The following is a 17,913-nucleotide window of genomic DNA, read 5'->3' on the forward strand; positions in this document are numbered from 1 at the left end:
TTTCTAACTATAACTTAAAATTACCTGTCAATTTTTCTAACTCCAATGCTGTGCGTTGAAGGATTTTTGCACTCTCGTTTACATTCTCAGCAATCCTGAGCTGCTCCTGTGTGGACTGGTCTGTCTGGCCGGTACCCGCAGCAATTTGCTGGGATGCCTGAGAGACTGTATCAAGAGAGTTGGTGATTTGTTCAAATGCGATGACCTGCTGCTCAATGGCAGTTGCAATGTTATTGGAGTTATCCTCGATCTCCAGTGTTGTTTCATATATTTGATTTAATGTATCTTTTGCCTTTACAGAAAGGTCTTTATTATATTGCACTGCTTCTCTCGTCTTCGTGATGTAATTGACTGCCGTACGAGTGTTTTGGACATTGTCGTTAACGATGGAAATAATGGTCGAAGCTGATTTTGCACTTTCCTCTGCAAGCTTGCGGACCTCGTTAGCGACTACAGCAAATCCTTTTCCATGTTCTCCAGCCCTGGCAGCTTCAATTGTTGCATTCAATGCCAGCAGGTTTGTCTGATCAGAAATGGTATTGATGATCTTGACGAATTGTGTGATTTTGTCTGATTGCTTTTCCAGAATCGTGATAATCTCAGCCAACTGGTTTGTATTTTCATCCACTCCTTCAAGTCCAGCAAGCATTTCGTCAATTCTTACTGTCCCTTCTTTGGATGTAAGGGTTGAATTTTTTGCGATGTAGCTTGCCTGCTGTGCAGAAGCATTGATTTCTTCAATCCCTGCATTGATTTCTTCCAATGTTGCCTGCATTTCTTCAATATTGGCGTTCTGCTCCTGTGTACTGGCAGCCGCTTGCTGGTTGGCTGAGGTCAATTCCCTGATTGCTTCAACTGAACTCGAGGCTACTTTGGTTAAGCCAACTGTTTCACTCGAAACTTCGCTTGAAGTTGTCTGTACCTGGGAAACCAGCGTTCTAAGTGATGCAGCCATCGTATTGATACTGTCAGCCAGTGCTCCGACTTCATCCCTTGATTTGACGATAATATCTTCCTGTGACAAGTCACCTTTAGCGATGTTTGCTGTCAGTACCTTGATTTTATTAAGCGGTTTGATGAGCCTGGACACAAGGAAATACATCGCGGCGCTAGAGAGTCCCAGGATGATGAGGGAGAGGATCCAAATCCCGGCAACCTCAGCATTGATTTTTTTATTAACCTGTGAAACGTCAAATTCGACACCATACAAGGCGATCGTTTTTCCGGACATATCGGTGATTGGCGCGAAGCCAGTTATTTTTTCTCCGTTTTGCGATTTGTATATATCAGTCGTTGTCCTTTTATTTTTCTTAAAAGCTTCGAGTGCGGCTTTATCAAATTCTTTTCCTCCCGAATAACTTGACCCGTATGTGAGATCCTTTGACATCATGGCAGAGCTCATTGTTGGGATGATGAATTGATCTCCATCCATCGTAATTAAGTAAAGATTATGTATCAACGGATTTTCCTTAAGTATTTGGTCCATTTGTTTTTGCATTGAGGTGGTTCCAGGGTTATTTTTTGAAGGATTCGCAATGATCGTTTGTGCCTTGCCTGCAGAAACCTGGTCCGATAACAGGCTTGAAATTGTATTCAACTCAGCTTCCAATGACTCTAGATTGCTTGATTTGATCGTGTATTGAGCATAAGCAGTTGTCGCCAAAGCAAGGACCAGCATCGATATGATGCTCAAAGATACAATCTTTATTTTTAGGCTCATATTTCTTTTGAAGTATTTTCTATTCGTTTTCTTTTTTGGTTCAGAAATTTTCCCCATGTTTTTTTTCTTTTTGAAAAGCAATTTGTCCACTCCCTCTGATCTTCGTAGGCATTAAATAGTATTCACGAACAAAATCTCCTTCACCTTAAAAAATTGAAAGCTAGGATTTTGTTCTCACATTATTGTTATTTTCGGCAATTTTCAAAATTAGTTAAGCTAAATGGATGAGAATTAGTTGTTTCTTTTTAATTGAATGCAGTACAACGGAGGATGCCACACATCTGTGTCTAAGACCAAAAATATTGTCCATCAGTTTTTCTTGAGGCATTGCCTGAAAACTTGAAGTGCAGTCAGATGACAGGAAACAGCTTTTATTTAAAATAAATTATTGTCTGATGACCAATAATAAAAACGGTTTGATTCACGTTTTTCCTCTATTATGCGTTAGCTGTTTAGTATAAGGGTATAATTTAAAAAATGGCCAAAAGGAAGTAAAGGAAGATCCTTTTGCACAACATCCATTTTAAATGCAGGAAATGTTTTTAGGAGGTGACTGCCTTACTGTTGTAGGGCTTGCCCATTGGTTATTACTAATTTGCTACTAGTGGTTTTATTGATTGCATTGACTGGTTTTTTCGTAGCGACAGAGTTTGCCATCGTTAAAGTCAGGAGTTCAAGAATTGACCAGCTGATATCAGAAGGAAGAAAAGGAGCTCAATCGGCAAAGCATGTCGTCACACATCTCGATGAATATCTCTCTGCCTGCCAGCTCGGCATTACCATTACAGCTTTAGGTCTTGGGTGGCTGGGGGAGCCGACGGTTGAAGAAATGCTTCATCCTGTTTTTGAGAGCTTTCACATAAATTCGTCCTTAGCTGGAATATTGTCGTTTGGAATCGCCTTTGTTTCAATTACTTTTTTGCATGTAGTAGTTGGGGAACTGGCTCCAAAAACGGTCGCAATTCAAAAAGCTGAAGCCATCACCCTTGCTTTTTCCAAACCAATCATCTGGTTTTATAAAATTATGTACCCTTTTATATGGTTATTAAATGGTTCAGCTAGGCTTCTAGTCGGGCTGTTCGGGTTAAAGTCTGCTTCTGAGCATGAAATAGCCCATTCTGAAGAAGAGCTGCGGATTCTTCTATCAGAGAGCTATGAAAGTGGAGAAATCAATCAAAATGAACTGAACTATGTGAATAATATATTTGAGTTTGATGAACGAATTGCCAAAGAAATTATGGTGCCCAGGACGGAAATTGTTACCTTAGATATTTCAGATGATATTGATACGATTATCGATGTAATTCAAAAAGAGAAATATACACGGTATCCAGTAATTGATGGAGAGAAGGATAATGTTGTCGGGATGATCAATATCAAGGAAATCCTAACTGCAAAATTAACACAAAAGGATCTCAAAAAAGAATCGATTCTGTCTTCATTCATTAAACCTGTCATTCGAGTAATTGAAACAATCCCTATTCATGATTTGCTTGTTAAAATGCAGAAGGAGCGTATCCATATGGCCATCTTGATTGATGAATATGGCGGAACCTCTGGACTGGTAACTGTAGAGGATATAATAGAAGAAATTGTTGGAGACATCCGCGATGAGTTTGATGTTGATGAAATTGCTGAGATCAGAAAAGTGAAAGAAAACCATTATCTGTTCAGTTCCAGAGTACTGATCGACGAAGTCAACGACCTATTAGGCATCCATATATCGGAAGAAGACGTCGATACCATAGGCGGATGGTTCATGACTAAGAATATTGATGCCCAAATTGGTGATGAAATTGAAGAGGAAGGTTATGTATTCAAGATTATCGAAATCGATGAGTATCATATTGCCTATCTAGAAGTAATGAATATTGACGAAGAGGAAAAGCCGGACTAAATGCGGCTTTTTTTTTGCATAGTTATTGTGGCTAATATTGGAAAGCCCAGGATAGTTTGAAGCCCTGTCCATGGCGGGTAAGAATACACTACCGGTGCAACCGGATGAACGATAAAATGAATGGAGGAATTTGAAATGGCTAAAAAAGTAGTTGGAGTATATGATAATCAAACAGAACTGATCGAAGCAATTGAAGAATATAAAAACAACGGCTATGCCGTTCAGGATTTCTCAATCATCGGAGATACGAATGATGTTACCACTGCACTTCAAAGCAGAACGGGTGTAACAACAGAAAATATTAGTTCTGATACAGAGGACCACAGGGAAGGCGGTTTTTGGCAAAGCCTGATGACAGCATTTGACGCGGACAGAAATCTGGGTGGCAATGAGCCTTCCATTACTGACCGTTTAGTGGGAGTCGGATTAACAGATGATGCTGCAAGAGAATATGAAGAGGATGTCCGAAATGGACGAATCATTCTCTTGGCTGAAACAACTGGATCTGGACTAGATGTAGAGGATACTGGGTATGTTACCGACACATCCGTAACAGGTACTGGTGTTCAAGGAAACTACGAAACAGACAATTATGATCGAAACAACCTTGAAAGTAATTCTTACAGCAACGATGAACAAAGGTTGGAGTTAAGGGAAGAACAATTGGATGTTTCAAAGGAAAGAGTCCAGGCAGGTGAAGTAGAAGTACACAAGGAAGTAGTCGAAGAACAGCAGAAGGTCAACATCCCAGTCACACGTGAGGAAGTTTACGTGGAAAGACGTGATGTGAATGAGACTGCGTCAGGTACGGATGCTGCAATGGATGACGACGAAACAATCCGTGTACCAATCATGGAAGAAAAGGTAGAGGTTACAAAGAAACCGGTTGTTTCTGAAGAGCTTGTCATCGGCAAGCGAGAAGTGACAGATACCGAACAAGTTGTGGAAAGTGTTAAACACGAAGAAGCTCATATGGAAGCTGATGACGATCGTATGGTCAATGAAGCAGACCTTGATGGCAATCGCGATTCACTCAAGAACAATTCAGATTTAGACCGTGATGGCTATAACAATCCATCAAGTATGTACCGTGACGATTACAAGGATAGAAAATAAATCCTGAAATAATAAGAAAAGACGCCCAAAAGGCGTCTTTTCTGCGTATTGAGGCGACTGACTGCACGCCACATCGTGCATTTCCATAAAGGAGTGTCTGTCGGCTTACACAATTCAGCTCATCGCTTGATAAATATAACACGATAGTGAAGTATAAGCAAGAGGAAGTTTATTGGTGAATTCTTCATGTTTCGTGTTCAACTCATGCCGGGTAAAAAGGGATAAAGAATTAGAGTAGGAGCACATCATGAAGAAAAATACATTACTAATGTCATCGTTTATCGTAATATTCATCTTGCTGTCTGCTTTCAGTGTTCTCCATTTTGAAAAAGAGAAAGAAGACAGGCTCGTAGTAGCATTTGGCGATTCACTCACTTATGGATATGGAGACCAGAAAGGTTCCGGTTATATCGATACCCTGCAATCTAGCTTGAACAGCCATAATAAGGAAAATTACAAATTTGATAATGAAGCTATTTATGGTCTTGAATCCTCGGGAATCCTCAGCCAATTATCGGACATAAGTATCAGAGGAAAACTGGATGAAGCAGATTATTTTATCCTTTTTATCGGCACGAATGATTTAATCAATAGCAATGGCGAGAATTTAGAGAATCTGAAGCACGAAAAAATAAAGAAAGGGCAGGCAGTTTATTTGAAAAACCTCGATGTCATCCTCAAGATCTTGTCGGATAAAAACGAGAAGGCACCGATCTTGCTGCTGGGCCTATATAATCCTTACCCTGACAGCAGAGCTATTGAAGTAGTAATTGATGATTGGAATAAGAAAATCATGAAAGAGGCTGAAAATGAAAAACAGGTCGTGTTCATCCCAACCAATGACCTTTTCAAAGGAAAAGATAAATCACAGTACTTCAGTGACTCTCTCCATTTAAATGACAAAGGCTACAATCTGATCGCTGCTCGTATTTTAAATAGGTACACATTCGAATAGTTTCGTGATTAAGAAATTCTGCCTGGCAAGATTAATTGCCAGGTTTTATTGATTTCAAAAACCTTCCATGAAACCATTTATGCAGGAAATTCGTAATATAATAGATTAGAAGAAAAAGCTGAAAGGAATTTTATTTGTGAAAAAAAAGCTATTTGGGAACGCATCCATCACGTTTCTGCTCATTTCTGCTGCGCTCCTCCTATATTATCAATTCCTTACAAAACCTGAATTGAATGAAAATGTACCATTGCCTCAGGGTTTGCATCCAGTGGTCGAAAAGAACAAGGATGTTCTGGTCCAGACGGCAGCAGAGAAAGGAATAAGAGTCTTGGTGACTGATGGGTTCCGGAGTTTTGAAGAACAGAATCAGTTATATGACAAGGGTAGAACGACAGAAGGCCAAATAGTCACTCATGCAAAAGCAGGAGAGTCCTACCATAATTTTGGTTTGGCAATTGATTTCGCTTTATTGAATAAACAAGGAAAGGCCCTGTGGGACACTGCTTATGACGGGAATGACAATGGAAAGTCCGACTGGATGGAAGTGGTGGAAATGGCCAAAGAGCTTGGATTTACGTGGGGGGGAGACTGGAAACACTTTAAGGATTATCCTCATTTAGAGATGCGTTTTGGCCTAACGATCAATGACTTGAAACGAGGGAAGCGCCCGCCGGGTGATGCACTTACCGCCTCACAAAATTGAAAAAGCATCAGTCTGATGCTTTTTCAGGAGGCTCAGTTAAGTCTAATTACTTTTGTTTAGAGACAGCCAGCTCTGTGTGTGGCTTTCCAGCCTTAAATAGTTGCTTGATGACCAGTCCAGGTCCGCCAAGTACGAAGAGGTAACGCGCTTCAATCACTTGTTTCATTAAGGCAGCGAATAGACCGCTGATTTTCAAACCGAAGACCTTGCCAACGGCTGCTTTGTTCCCAATGGAAGCGACTGTACCTTTATGGTGATATTCAAATGCTTTAAGCTGTTGTCCTCTTAAAATCGCCACTAAATTTGGTCCGCACACCTCTGCCTGTTGGATCGCCACCTGCGCGGTTGGAGGAAGTGGGTTTCCATCATTTTTCATAAACAATGCTGCATCACCGATACAAAAAACATTGTCCATTCCTTTTACTCGTAAAAACTTATCAATCATGATGCGTCCCTTAGAAATTGGCAGATCCAATTTTTCAAGAAGTGTGTTGCCGCGGACTCCTCCAGACCAGATCAGTGTCCTGGATGGAAGTTCTTCACCATTGTCCAAAGTTATGGATGTTGGAGAGCATTCTAGTATCTTCGTAGAAGTCATCAGCTCAACGCCATTCTTACTTAAGTACCCTGCAGTAAAATCAATGGCCTTTTGATCAAAACCTGGGAGAACAGTTTCAGAGGCTTCTATATTGATAATTCGGGTGTCTGATACAGGTATACCATATTTGCGGCAAAGCTTAGGCATTGCTTCAATAAGTTCACCAATCATTTCAATTCCGGTAAAGCCGGCACCAGCAACGGCAAAAGTCAATCTTGAAGGGTCGTGGTCTTCCTTATAGGCAGCGAACTGTCTGAGCATATGATTGTGAATTGTTTTTGTGCTCCTAAAGCTTTTGATTTTAAAGGCATTTTCTTCCACACCAGGGATTCCGAACGTACTCACATCAAAACCAAGGCCAATCATCAGGTAGTCATAATCAATAAATTCACCAGACTCTAGCTTTACTTTTTTTGCAGTGAAATTTACATCTTCTACAGTTCCTTTTTTGAAACGGATTTTGTCTGTTTTAAGAAGCTCTGGTATATGTAAGGTGATTTTTTCGTCCGGAGCTGTCCCAGCACCTGTCTTATGCAGTTGTGTAGAAATATAGTGATAGTCATGTTTATTGATCAAAGTTATTTCCGCTTCGCCGTTCTTAAGTGTTTTTTCCAACTGTCGGCTAGTGATGAGTCCGCCATATCCAGCACCTAAAATAACAATTTTGGGAGTTTGCATCTTAATTTCCTTCTTTCTGGCTGTTTTATTGTGAAAGTATTCACATGATAATGCAAAAAAATAAGTTGTTTACCTAAATTTATAATTTTTTTGTGAATAATTTTACATGAAATGGTCTACCAATAGATTACGATAATAATAATTTGATATCAATATGAAATGGTTTGATAAATTCAACAAAAGTTTGACAAATGGTTAAATTAAAGTTCAATGGAGAGGAGATGGGGGTTCCATCTCCTCTAAGTATTTATAAATTCAATGTTTCAGGCTCACCGTGATCATTCATCAGGCGAATCGTTTCAGGACTGATTTCAAGAATAATATAATCAGGATCTTTTGGGCTCTCGATCCATTTTTCCATCTTATTATTCCAGAATTTTTCCTTGAGAGACTGATCTTCGCGAATGGATGCCTTACCCTGGACTTCAATATAGGCATCACCCATTCCTTCTCCTTCATATCCAAGAAGGATATGCACATACGGGTTCTTTTCAATCTCTTCCGCTTTATACGTTTCTTTGCTTGTTGGTGTATACAAGGTCAAATCTTCATTGAAGAAGGTCATATAGCGGGAGTGCGGCTTATTGCCGACAACAGTTGCCAGCGTCCCAACCTTTGATTCACCAAGGACCTGAGTGATTTTATCCTTCAAATTTTGATTATCCATTCTGATTCCTCCTTTTATTTATACCTATTTATAATTTTCCATTGTAGGTCATTATAAACGAAAAACTGCCCTGGACTTACCAGAGCAAGTCATTATAATTCATTGTCGATGTCGACATTGTACTTTTTTTCACTTGAAGAAGAATCCTTTGAGTGATGGCCATCCTTTTCTTCATGTTGTTCCTGCTTAAGGTCTTCCATCGGAATTGGATCGACTGTCAATTCATCTTTGAATTTGTCATGAAGACTTTTCGTCCTGGTTTCATATTGTTCTGGGTTGTCCATGTTTTGAGTATTATCGATTGGAATGTTCTTTTTATTTTCTTTTCCCAAGGTGATCACCTCTCCGTTAAATTTACAAGCATGATTGTTTATTTATTCGTTTCCGGTTCTTCCTGGGGTTTCACTGGATCCCTTTGAGGCTCAATATCCTTGTTGTTTTCCTGTTTCTTCTCCTGTTCAACCGAACCATCGTTCTTATCATGGGTGTTCTCCGGCATAATTAAAGCCTCCTTGTCTTTGTGATTATTATGAAAATACCCTTTTAAGGGGAAGCGAAACAAAATACTTGTTGGCATTAAACGCCAGTTAAGCAGTCAAAGGAATGTGCTTAGCATTTAACAATCCTGTCCCATGTCTTTTAAGCCCATTACCTTCATATAGTTAGAATGTATGCGTATCTAAAGGGATATGGAGGGGGAGAGTGATGATAATCATCAGGTTTCCAGATGGTTCCAGCGCACAAAAACTGCAGAATCTATCTGGAAAACAGAAGGAAATATATGACCATCTAGACAATAGCCTGACGATGTTTGAGTATGACACAACATTTCAGCTTCTTTTTGAAATAAATCTTCGGGAAAATATCATTGATGCCGCATTGAAACTTAAGGATGCTTCACCAGCCTTCACCTCCTACAAGTATTCAAGATTCAATCCAAGATACTGGACGAAAGGACCCAGAGGCTATTTGTTGAATCCGACTGTCCTGCCTTCTTACGCCATCAATGATATATATGAAAATGGGCAGGAGTATGCTTTTGAATGCTCCACGGCAATGGTTGTCATTTTTTACAAGGCTGTTCTCGATTCAATTAGAGTGACGGATTTCAATTACTTATTCAGGGGATTGCTGGTTTGGAATTGGAACCATGATCCCGATTTAGCTATTATCACCCTGGAAGGAAGTGAGTTTATTCCCGGCGATGTGGTCTATTTCATGAATCCTGACTTTGACAAGCCTATCTGGAGAGGAGAAAACGCTGTCGTCCTTGGGAATGGGTTATATTATGGACATGGTATAGGAATTGGAACAGCAGAAGAAATGATTAATGCATTAAATACTCTTCGAAAAAAAGGCTCAACAACTTCAGCATATATGCTTCAACAGCATAGCAGGCTGAATTTCAAATATTTATCCCAGTTCTCCAAGTGAAAACCGGAAAAATAGTAAAAGGCTGGCTAAATTGCCGGTCTTTTTTTCTATTTCCTTTTGCTCATTTTTTTTAAAAGGAAAACTTGTATCATTTACGAGGCATAGTTTTAAAAAACGGGGGAATATAAAAAAAGACATATTATATACATTTCTAATTCCGGATGTGGAATCTTTAGGCATGTTAAAAAGGGAGTTTTGGAAATGAGATTAACCAAGGTGCTAGAAGCACTCGGCGGCAGTGTGAAAAGATATAAGAATGATACAGATCCTGTCTTGACTGGAATTCAGATGGATTCACGTAAAGTGAAGCCCGGAGATTTATTTGTCGCGATTAAAGGTTTTCAGATAGATGGCCACAAGTTTATTACTCAAGCTATGGACAATGGGGCTAGAGCAGTCATAGGGGAAAATGAGCTTGAACTTGAAGTCCCTTATATCCAGGTTTTTGACAGCAGGCAAGCACTAGGAAGGGCAGCGAGTGAATTTTATGATCACCCGTCGAGAAATCATACAGTAATCGGAGTTACAGGTACAAACGGAAAAACGACCGTATCATACATTTTAAGACATATTCTGGAGAGTGCAGGAAAAAGCTGCTCATTGCTAGGCACAGTATCTTATATTATTAATAATGAAGTGTACAAGCCCTCAAATACAACCCCGGATGCTTTGCAGATCCAGGAATTGATTTCGAAGAGCAAGGATGAGTTTGTAGTGCTGGAAGTGTCGTCACATGCACTGAAACAATACAGGATTGAAGGCCTGGAACTGGACTATGGCTTATTTACCAACCTATCACATGATCATCTAGATTACCATCCGACCATCGAGGATTATTTCGAAGCAAAAACATTGATGTACAATTACATGAAAAAAGAGGGTTCAGCCGTCGTCAGCAGATTGGGCGAGTGGGGAGACAAACTTTCGAGTATTTTAAACGCTAAAGATATCCCTGTATATTCACTCGGCTATGACGATTCCCATGACTTGAAAATAGAGGATATAAAATTGAATGGCCAAACCAGGTTTGACATCAAGATGGGAGGAATCACCTATCCGCTGACTTTCCCATCACCTGGTCTTCACAATGTCTACAATGCAGCATTGGCCTTTTTGACAGCAGTGAAAATCGGTATCAGTCCTGATGTGATTACAGAGGCGCTTAAATCCTTTCCAGGAGTCCCGGGTAGGTTCGAAATGATTTCCCATCCTGAAGGCGCTACTTTCATCGTCGATTATGCACATACAAAGGATGCGATTGAATACTGTCTGCAAGCAGCTCAAGAGCATGAGGCAGTAAAAATAAAGCATATATTCGGCTTCCGTGGAGAGCGAGATGAGACAAAAAGAGAACATATGGTCAAAGCTTCGGCTGCAATGAGTGATGAGTTCACCTTGACCTTCGATGATTTGAACGGCATATCTGAAGAAGAAATGGCCAAAGAATTACAGGATTTGAATGTACGATTTGGCAAGAATAAAGGGAAAGTCATTACCGACAGGACCATGGCAATCCGGAATGCATGGGAAAACGCCCAGAGCGGGGAGTGGATTCTCATCACTGGAAAAGGACCAGAGGAGTATCAAGCAATGTATGAACTTCCAACGTCGACAGATAAAGAAACGCTGTTATATTTAAAAAAGATGAACAAGGAAAAGGTAATTGGTTGAATCTTTCCGCAGGCTGATTAAAAAATCAGCCTGTTTTTTTAGAATGTAATCCCCTTAGAGTAAACTGACACAAATTTTTCTTCAAAAATTGACAATAATATGAAACGTGAAGTCCAGCACTCCATTATTTTTCCACCATCCTTTATGATAAAAGCAAGCAAGGCGCATGACCTGACTGTAGCGGGAGGAGGTCCTCAATGTGGATAAAAAAGAAATTTATAAAATGCTTGCAGAGGTAGAAGAACCGATGCTTGGAGTCGATATTGTGAACCTTGGCCTCGTCTATGAAGTCAGTGTCAAGGATGATCATGATGTCGAAATCGTTATGACCACGAGAAATGAAGACTGCATGCTTGCCGATTATATTGCTCTCTCTGCACGTGAACACCTGGCTGGACATATAGGGAACCCCGATCATATCGATATTAAAATGGTCTCAGCTCCCAAGTGGACAAAAGAGCGCATGTCCCAGTACGCTAAATATCTACTGGATCTATAAATATTCATTCTGGAAAGATTGCGCTTATCGCAATCTTTTTTTATTGTTCGAAAAACTAAGGGAAAATGAAGCGGCGATTTGACCGAACTCTTATTGGGCTTTGAGACAAAACATTTATCCAAAAGATTTTGTCCGAAGTCGTACTAGGTTCAGACAAAACCCTGTCTTGTCCTGTTGATTTTGTCCGAAGTCACCCCAAGTTCAGACAAAAAACAGGTTCTGCTTGATGATTTTGTCTGAAGCCGCACCAGGTCCAATAAAAAACAGTGCAAATGCCAAAAACAACCTTTGGAATTTTTCCCATACCCTAATATAATCTTACATTCATTCGAATTGTCTTTTAGAATAAGAGTTGGGGGAAAACTGGAGGCAATAAGAATGATTTATAAAAAAATAGCTGGTATCAGCATGTGGCAATTGAACAGGAACTTGAAAAAGCTGGCTTTCGCAAGAATGGAACTGGAAAAGCAGATGCGGAAGGAATTGATTGTGGTCCTGCTCGAGCCGAAAAAAGAAAAAGTCCTTGCGACTGCGGAAGAGACAAAAGAAATCGAGGAAGCAGTCCAGGAATTAAGTGGGTTTGAAACATTGAGGCTTTGCCTTCTTGAAGACTGCAAGCCAGTGTATAAAGAAAAAGTAACTAATAATGGTGTAACAAGATGGCTGGAGATACCGGTCAAACCTTTGATTACATATGAGTTTTTATATGAAACCCAAGAGGATCAAGTGAAAATCGGATAGGTACTACTGCGAAAAAGAGGACCAAACAAGGTCCTCTTTTTCTTGTCCTTCTTCTGAATTTAATTGGGCTAGTATTTTTTTGGGTGTTTTATTGCACAAATGTCCTGACCTGAATAGGATATAGGGACACAAAAAAAGGAGGTTGTTACGATGTCTGAAGGATGCGGCTATGGTGGCGGTTTCGCCCTGCTTGTAGTATTGTTCATTCTTTTAATCATAATCGGAGCTTCTTGGGGTTTCGGTTACTAAACAGTGAATAAGTAAACTTCATTAGGAGGTTTTACCATGTACGGATACAGCGGCTGTGGATATGGCGGTTACGGTGTAGGAGGAGCTGGATATGGCAGCGGTTTTGTGTTAATCGTTGTGCTGTTCATCCTCTTGATCATCGTTGGCTGCGCATGTTATCGCTAACAAACCATGGAAAGAGGCTGGCTCAAAGGTCATTGTTTGTGACCTTTTGCCAGTCTCTTTTTCTTTAAACCTCATAGCCGCCTTCTCATTCAGCTTCTAATATTTCCTCATAACTCGGCTGCCTTCCTTCTTAGTCAATTAGGCCGATTGGAAAAGGTAAGAATTTTTGTTATTTTTAATTAAATTAAAAATATTCCAAAAACAGTGATTCTTTTTTTATCCTTGTTCGTCTAACTGTCTGTAAAAGGGGGGAGAATTTTGAGCGATCACTACAGCAATCATTTCCATGAGGTATATGTGGAGTACAGTGACAAGGTTTATGGCTATCTCCTGTTATTGACCGGAAAGAAAGAAGTCGCAGAGGATCTAACCCAGGAAACATTTTTAAGGGTGTACAAGCATATTCACCAATTTAACGGTGATTCACAAATTTTCACATGGCTTGTTAAAATTGCCCGGAATGTTGCTATTGACCATTTAAGAAGACGAAGGAGGCTGCGTTTCTTTTCTTTGGATAAGTATGTCATTCAATCATGTCAGCCTTCTCCTGTCGAAATTATTGTAAAAGGGGAGAAGACTTCACACCTTTATAAAGGAATCAAAGCTCTGAAGCTAAGCTACCAGGAAGTATTGATTCTAAGGAAAATCAAAGAATTTTCGATTAGGGAAACCGCTTTGATTCTTGGCTGGAGCGAAAGTAAAGTGAAAATCACGACTTCCCGTGCAATGGCAGCCTTAAAAAAAGAGTTAAAGAGAAGAGGGGAAATAATTGAAGAAATCATTTGAACTGGAAGATCACTTCAGGAGCCTCAATCAAATCCCAAGGTCGGAAATTCAAAAACGAAAAACCTATAATACCATACTCCAAACTGGAAGAAAGCAGATGCCCAATCAATGCTTGTCCAGTTGGACAGGCAGTCTATTGACTTTTGTGATGATATTGGTTTGTGGAGCGTACCTTCTTACGGAAATCCAAGCTCCTGCCCAGAATGGATTAGCTGCTCTCCACTCATCAGAAATCGTTGCAGAGAGCGAGGTTGTCATTACTTATCTGACTAAATCTGATTCAGCTGATCACTTTAATCTTCATTCGAATCTGACCCGAAAAGGAATTTTGATTGTTGATGAGCCAGGCTGGCTGGAGATAATGAATTCCACAGTTAATGGACAAAACAATGTGAAGGATGCCCCGGAGATGAAGAGTGCTTACGATTTGTTGTTAATCTATGAGGGAAAAAAGCCTGATAAATGCAAGGTGTGGATCAGTAAAAATCAAGTCTATATCAAAAGAATGAAAGAAAATAAGGTATATAAAGTAGAGGAAAGTCAGGCAGCCAAAGTGATCGCCATGATTGATGATATGGAAAAACAGGTTCAGTTTTGAATCTGTTTTTTTTATGCAACTTTACTCCTGTTTTTGAAAAAATATAACTCAAAATGTTTAGATAGTCGAAAGGTGTGGTAAGAAAAGGGTTGTACTTATTAAACAACTTGGATATACAGGAGGAAGAGAGATGAAAAGGGGTCTAGCACTACTTCTAACAGCATTTATTCTAATTGGCTTACTTGCTGGTTGTTCTGGGGAGCAAAAAGCAGAAGCCGAAAAAACGAAAGATGGGAAAGTAATCGTCGATTTCTGGACATTCTGGGGCTCGGAAACACGTCGCCCAATTATTGAAAAAATCATTGATGATTATAATGATTCCCAGGATAAGGTGTTTGTTAAACATACTTTCTTGCCATGGGGTGATATCTGGACAAAGAACCTTGCCTCAGTTGCAGCCGGCAATCCTGCAGATGTCATTGTCAATGACATCAATACGGTGGCCCAACGTGCTGAAAACAAGCAGGTTGAGGATTTAAGCCAGTATATTGATGATTCATTTAAGCAAAAGTTTTACCCGCATTTATGGGAAACAGTAGAGTATGACGGAAAGTCATATGCTGTTCCTTTCAATACAGACACGCGTCTTCTTTTCTACAATAAAACGGCATTCAAGGAAGCGGGCCTTGATCCTGAGAAGCCGCCTGCAACCTGGGCAGAGCTTGAGGAGTATGCAAAGAAATTAGATAGTAAAAATGGTGACCGATACGAACGAGTTGGCTTCTATCCATTATGGGGAAGTGTCGGAGCTTCAAGCTGGATGACAAACGCTGATAATGGCAATGGATTCATTGAGGATGGAGAGCTGACAATCAACACTCCCAAAAAAGTTGAAGCCCTGAATTGGATCCTTGATTGGAAAGAACGTCTCGGAGAAAAAACTGTCCAAGCCTTCCAGGCAGAGTTCGGGAGCGAACAGGCAAACCCATTCATCGCAGGAAAAGTTGCCATGTGGGTTGATGTAGGAACATTCTACACACAATTAAGAGATTATGGACAGGATGTCGATTTTGGTGTCGCTCCAATTCCTGCAAACGAGGAAGGGTCAGGTAACTGGGCAGAAGGCGGAGGATTTGTAGTCGAAATTCCAAAAGGCGCAGATCATCCAGAGGAAGCAATGGACTTCATTAAATATCTGACAGACGTAGAAGCGCAGAACTATTGGGCAGTGAAAAACTATGACAATGTAGCTAACGTTAAAGCTGCAGAGGCGGCATTAAATGAGCTGGAAGGTCCTGACAAGCTGGTTTATGAAGCTACTGTCAAAAACCTGGAGCAAACCAAGATGTTCCCTGTACCCGTAGAGTATCCAGATTACCATAGCAGGTTGAACCCGCATATCGACAATGCGCTTTTAGGTAAAACAACCCCAGAAAAAGCATCGAAGCAAGCAGAAGAAGATATCGAAAAGATGAAGAAATAATGACTTTAAAAAGAGAAGGCGCAAAACGCCCTTCTCTTTTTGATAAAGATTTTAGCTTAAAACGGTAGAAAAGATAACGATTGTTTTCGGAATAGTCAATGAACTAGAGTGAAACGCAACAAGGGGGTAAGGACAGGATGAAGTCATCGGAAAGTACATTAGTGCATGAAGAAGCTGCTTCACCAGTAACAAGGGAACGTAAAACTGTTGAATCAGCACGAACGAAGGGTCTCAGCAGAGAGGCAAAGGACAATTTGGCAGGGTATTTATTTATTTCTCCTTGGATCATTGGGTTTCTTGGGTTGACCTTGGGGCCATTGCTCTTCAGCCTGGCCGCAAGTTTCACAGATTACAATATTACTTCGAAAATGAATTTCATAGGTTTGGAAAACTATAAACGCATGTTTACGATGGACGATTTATTCCGCACTTCTCTTTTTAATACTATTTATTATGTTATTTTCTCGGTTCCATTGACGACTGCAGGAGCGATTTTACTGGCCGTCCTGTTGAATCATAAGATCAAAGGGATGAAGTTTTTCAGGACAATCTATTATCTGCCGGCGGTCTTATCCGGTGTTGCTGTATATTTTCTTTGGATGCAGCTTTTGAGCCCTTCAACAGGACTTGTCAACACAATGCTTGGGTGGGTCGGAATTGATGGTCCAGCCTGGCTGTTTGATCCCGAGTGGACGAAGCCGGCATTGCTTTTAATGAAAATGTGGAGCGTAGGCGGGGGAATGCTTTTATACTTGGCAATCATGCAAGGGGTTTCGACTCAGATGTATGAAGCTGCAGATATAGAAGGGGCATCGCCATGGCAAAAGTTTTACCATATCACACTGCCTATGATTTCGCCTATCATATTCTTTGATGTAATCACAAGTACGATTGGTGCATTCCAGATTTTTCAGGAAGCGTATGTCATGACCGAAAATGGAAGCGGTGGGCCTGGTAATTCGCTCTTATTCTATAACCTCCATATGTGGAACAATGCGTTTGAAGTCTTTAACATGGGTTATGCTTCGGCCATGGCCTGGCTATTGTTTATCATTGTCATGATTCTGACAGCAGTGAATATGAAGCTCGGTAAACGGTGGGTGCATTATGAAGGGGGTAACGGCAAATGAGTTCAACGACAGCACCAAGATTTTACGAGACTAAAAAGTTTAAAAAGAAGGTAAGACATACATTCGTAACGCTGCTGCTCCTTGCCGGAAGCACATTGATCTTAATGCCGTTATGGTGGATGATATCGACTTCACTTAAGTCACCGGCAGAGATTGCGCAATATCCGCCGACGTTTTTTCCGAAAGAGTTCAATTTTAATAATTATATAGAAGCCTGGCAGACTGCACCATTCACTCGCTGGGCATTGAATACGCTTTTCTTGGCAGTAGTCGGGACAATTGGCAGTGTACTTGTCAACTCGCTGGTAGCCTATGCTTTTGCAAAGATAAAGTTTAAGGGAAGAAATGCTCTCTTTGTCATTGTGTTGTCCACTATGCTGATTCCTGGGTTTGTAACGATGGTGCCGCAATATATCCTCTTCTCGAAGCTTGGATGGATTGACACGTATCTGCCATTGCTCGTACCCGCATTCCTTGGCAGTGCGTTTTTCATCTTCCTTCTGCGGCAGTTCATGATGGGGATACCGAATGAGCTGATCGAAGCCGCCGTCCTTGATGGTGCCGGTCACCTGCAGATATGGTGGAATATCATGCTCCCGCTTACAAAGCCAGCATTGATTACAGTAGCGATCTTCTCCTTCAATGGTGCATGGAACGATCTGTTAGGGCCGTTGCTTTATATCAATGATGAAAGCAAGTATACATTGCAAATTGGTCTCCAGACCTTCAAGGGAACTGTTCAGACCCAATGGCATTACTTGATGGCAATGTCGGTCACAGTTCTATTGCCGGTGATTCTGTTATTTTTCTTTTTCCAAAAATACTTTATCGAAGGTTCAAATATCTCTTCAGGCACGAAAGGATAAATGTAGACATAAAAAGG

20 protein-coding genes are annotated in these 17,913 nt (G+C 40.5%); 15 read left to right on the forward strand and 5 right to left on the reverse strand.

Annotated features, from left to right (window positions below; translation table 11 throughout):
* Positions 1-7: 7 nt before the first annotated feature.
* The gene (locus AB5I83_RS14980; RefSeq protein WP_448976278.1) at positions 8-1,801 is read right to left on the reverse strand and encodes a methyl-accepting chemotaxis protein; all 1,794 of its coding nucleotides are present in this window, start codon (positions 1,799-1,801) and stop codon (positions 8-10) included.
* 499 nt (positions 1,802-2,300) lie between these two features.
* Between AB5I83_RS14980 and AB5I83_RS14985 the strand changes: the two genes are divergently transcribed.
* The 4 genes from AB5I83_RS14985 to AB5I83_RS15000 all read left to right on the forward strand — a co-directional run bounded on the left by AB5I83_RS14985 (position 2,301) and on the right by AB5I83_RS15000 (position 6,391).
* Positions 2,301-3,617: a hemolysin family protein gene (locus tag AB5I83_RS14985; protein WP_448976280.1), complete on the forward strand. Its 1,317-nt coding sequence runs from the start codon at positions 2,301-2,303 to the stop codon at positions 3,615-3,617.
* A 135-nt stretch (positions 3,618-3,752) separates the two neighbouring features.
* Positions 3,753-4,733, forward strand: coding sequence for a YsnF/AvaK domain-containing protein (locus AB5I83_RS14990; protein WP_448976281.1), 981 nt, complete (start codon positions 3,753-3,755; stop codon positions 4,731-4,733).
* Positions 4,734-4,980: 247 nt separating this feature from the next.
* Positions 4,981-5,688 carry a GDSL-type esterase/lipase family protein gene (locus AB5I83_RS14995; RefSeq protein WP_448976283.1) on the forward strand — a complete coding sequence of 236 codons (708 nt, stop codon included), beginning with the start codon at positions 4,981-4,983 and terminating at the stop codon, positions 5,686-5,688.
* Between the two features lie 136 nt (positions 5,689-5,824).
* Positions 5,825-6,391 carry a M15 family metallopeptidase gene (locus AB5I83_RS15000; protein WP_448976285.1) on the forward strand — a complete coding sequence of 189 codons (567 nt, stop codon included), beginning with the start codon at positions 5,825-5,827 and terminating at the stop codon, positions 6,389-6,391.
* Positions 6,392-6,437: 46 nt separating this feature from the next.
* Here the strand turns inward: AB5I83_RS15000 and AB5I83_RS15005 are convergent, their stop codons facing one another.
* From AB5I83_RS15005 to AB5I83_RS15020, 4 genes are all read right to left on the reverse strand, one after another.
* Positions 6,438-7,667 (reverse strand): NAD(P)/FAD-dependent oxidoreductase, encoded by a 1,230-nt coding sequence (locus tag AB5I83_RS15005; protein ID WP_448976287.1) that lies wholly within the window; start codon positions 7,665-7,667, stop codon positions 6,438-6,440.
* A 247-nt stretch (positions 7,668-7,914) separates the two neighbouring features.
* Positions 7,915-8,334, reverse strand: a complete 420-nt coding sequence (locus AB5I83_RS15010) for a pyridoxamine 5'-phosphate oxidase family protein (protein ID WP_226087226.1) — start codon at positions 8,332-8,334, stop codon at positions 7,915-7,917.
* A gap of 92 nt (positions 8,335-8,426) precedes the next feature.
* Complete coding sequence (locus AB5I83_RS15015; RefSeq protein ID WP_448976289.1) at positions 8,427-8,666, reverse strand: hypothetical protein; 240 nt, start codon at positions 8,664-8,666, stop codon at positions 8,427-8,429.
* Between the two features lie 38 nt (positions 8,667-8,704).
* Positions 8,705-8,833, reverse strand: a complete 129-nt coding sequence (locus AB5I83_RS15020) for a 3-methyladenine DNA glycosylase (protein ID WP_448976291.1) — start codon at positions 8,831-8,833, stop codon at positions 8,705-8,707.
* Between the two features lie 206 nt (positions 8,834-9,039).
* Here AB5I83_RS15020 and AB5I83_RS15025 point away from each other — a divergent pair, with 206 nt between their 5' ends.
* The 11 genes from AB5I83_RS15025 (at position 9,040) to AB5I83_RS15075 (ending at position 17,896) form a co-directional block, all read left to right on the forward strand.
* Positions 9,040-9,768 carry a protein-glutamine gamma-glutamyltransferase gene (locus tag AB5I83_RS15025; RefSeq protein WP_448976293.1) on the forward strand — a complete coding sequence of 243 codons (729 nt, stop codon included), beginning with the start codon at positions 9,040-9,042 and terminating at the stop codon, positions 9,766-9,768.
* 201 nt (positions 9,769-9,969) lie between these two features.
* The gene (locus AB5I83_RS15030) at positions 9,970-11,439 is read left to right on the forward strand and encodes a UDP-N-acetylmuramoyl-L-alanyl-D-glutamate--2,6-diaminopimelate ligase (protein ID WP_448976295.1); all 1,470 of its coding nucleotides are present in this window, start codon (positions 9,970-9,972) and stop codon (positions 11,437-11,439) included.
* A 199-nt stretch (positions 11,440-11,638) separates the two neighbouring features.
* Positions 11,639-11,938 carry a metal-sulfur cluster assembly factor gene (locus AB5I83_RS15035; protein WP_448976297.1) on the forward strand — a complete coding sequence of 100 codons (300 nt, stop codon included), beginning with the start codon at positions 11,639-11,641 and terminating at the stop codon, positions 11,936-11,938.
* Between the two features lie 378 nt (positions 11,939-12,316).
* The gene (locus AB5I83_RS15040; RefSeq protein ID WP_448976299.1) at positions 12,317-12,679 is read left to right on the forward strand and encodes a hypothetical protein; all 363 of its coding nucleotides are present in this window, start codon (positions 12,317-12,319) and stop codon (positions 12,677-12,679) included.
* A 150-nt stretch (positions 12,680-12,829) separates the two neighbouring features.
* Positions 12,830-12,928 (forward strand): YjcZ family sporulation protein, encoded by a 99-nt coding sequence (locus AB5I83_RS15045; RefSeq protein ID WP_023615168.1) that lies wholly within the window; start codon positions 12,830-12,832, stop codon positions 12,926-12,928.
* Positions 12,929-12,964: 36 nt separating this feature from the next.
* Complete coding sequence (locus tag AB5I83_RS15050; protein WP_167834664.1) at positions 12,965-13,093, forward strand: YjcZ family sporulation protein; 129 nt, start codon at positions 12,965-12,967, stop codon at positions 13,091-13,093.
* 258 nt (positions 13,094-13,351) lie between these two features.
* Complete coding sequence (locus tag AB5I83_RS15055; protein WP_167834665.1) at positions 13,352-13,879, forward strand: RNA polymerase sigma factor; 528 nt, start codon at positions 13,352-13,354, stop codon at positions 13,877-13,879.
* On the forward strand, positions 13,863-14,477 hold the full coding sequence (locus tag AB5I83_RS15060; protein ID WP_448976302.1) for a hypothetical protein: 615 nt from the start codon (positions 13,863-13,865) through the stop codon (positions 14,475-14,477). Before AB5I83_RS15055 ends, AB5I83_RS15060 begins: the two co-directional genes overlap by 17 nt.
* Before the next feature lie 130 nt (positions 14,478-14,607).
* Complete coding sequence (locus tag AB5I83_RS15065) at positions 14,608-15,900, forward strand: ABC transporter substrate-binding protein (RefSeq protein WP_448976304.1); 1,293 nt, start codon at positions 14,608-14,610, stop codon at positions 15,898-15,900.
* 137 nt (positions 15,901-16,037) lie between these two features.
* Positions 16,038-17,030: a carbohydrate ABC transporter permease gene (locus AB5I83_RS15070; protein ID WP_448976306.1), complete on the forward strand. Its 993-nt coding sequence runs from the start codon at positions 16,038-16,040 to the stop codon at positions 17,028-17,030.
* The gene (locus tag AB5I83_RS15075; protein ID WP_226087233.1) at positions 17,027-17,896 is read left to right on the forward strand and encodes a carbohydrate ABC transporter permease; all 870 of its coding nucleotides are present in this window, start codon (positions 17,027-17,029) and stop codon (positions 17,894-17,896) included. The genes AB5I83_RS15070 and AB5I83_RS15075 overlap by 4 nt, the downstream gene beginning before the upstream one ends.
* Positions 17,897-17,913 lie beyond the last annotated feature (17 nt).

This window comes from Mesobacillus sp. LC4, assembly GCF_053543455.1.